Annotated in this window: 1 protein-coding gene and 1 pseudogene; both read right to left on the bottom strand. The window is 69.7% G+C overall.

From position 1 onward, the window contains the following. Nucleotides 1-361, bottom strand: a pseudogene (locus ACTWQR_RS55785) (IS5/IS1182 family transposase); the annotation flags it as partial. Nucleotides 362-434: 73 nt separating this feature from the next. Beyond that, nucleotides 435-917, bottom strand: a complete 483-nt coding sequence (locus ACTWQR_RS55780) for a hypothetical protein (protein ID WP_443235025.1) — start codon at nucleotides 915-917, stop codon at nucleotides 435-437. Nucleotides 918-1,033: the final 116 nt, after the last annotated feature.

The following is a 1,033-nucleotide window of genomic DNA, read 5'->3' as shown; positions in this document are numbered from 1 at the left end:
GGATCAGGGTGCCGTCGAGGAGGACCACAACCCCGCCACTGCGGGCGATCTTCTTCAACGCCCGGTCCAGGCGCGGAGACCGGGCGGCCAGCAGCTTCACGACTTCCTTCACCCAGCGGCGGACGGTGGACTCCCCGACACCGTTGCCGCCGGCCATGTCGGCCAGACGCTGGTCGTGGCGCAGGACGGCGAGCACGATGACGGCCTGCCGGCCGGGTTCGGCCTTGCGCCAGGGCGAGCGCATCTGGTTCCGGCGCCGGCGTATCAGGTCGGCGACGAGGCTGATGGTCCGCTTCGACAGCGGGAGGCGGACCTGGTAGACAACTTCCTGAGTGTCCTCGGCGGGCTGGTTTTTGCTCACACATCTACCAACTCCCGCCGGGGGCCCTCGCGTTACGGCAGGAATCGGCCCGTCCGGCCGTCAACACCGCTGGTCAGCGTGGTCGGTAGCGGCCCGATGCGGTGCGGACGAGCCAGCCCCGGTCGGAGAGTTTGCGCAGCTGGCCCCGGACCGGCTCGATCTTCGCCGGGGTCGTCTCCCGGCCCAGCGCGAGGGCGACATTCTTGGCCATCACCGGACCGTCCGCCCCAGCCACGATCTCCATGATCCGGCGGTACTCCGAGGTCAGGGCCTCCAGCCCCATCCCCTCGACGCGATCGGGCACCACCCGCATCCCGCCCGCACCCGGGCCCACCGTCACCGCAACCGGCTCCGGCTCCGGCTCCGGCTCCGGCGACACGATGCCCGGCGGTCGCCGTCCACCGTCGGTGGCCTCGGACCATTGCCCGAACACCACCTCGGCGGCCTCCAACCGGGCCACCTCCAGCTCGAGTTCACCCAGCTCCTTGCGCAGCAGTTCGGCACGTTTCGCCAGCTCAAGCCGCCGCTCGATCGTCCACGTCAGTACGTCCGTCATGAACATTCCTCCCGACGCGGAACCTACGCACCAGCCCCCGAACCTCACGCCAGAACCCGCGAGAACGCCCACGCCAGACGATCTCGTGCTAACGATCAGGCCACCTATCAGCGTGA

The organism is Streptomyces sp. 2A115, assembly GCF_052245575.1.
GTDB lineage: Bacteria > Actinomycetota > Actinomycetes > Streptomycetales > Streptomycetaceae > Streptomyces.
Note: the sequence above shows the minus strand (reverse complement) of the source record. Positions and strands in the feature narration are given on the sequence as shown.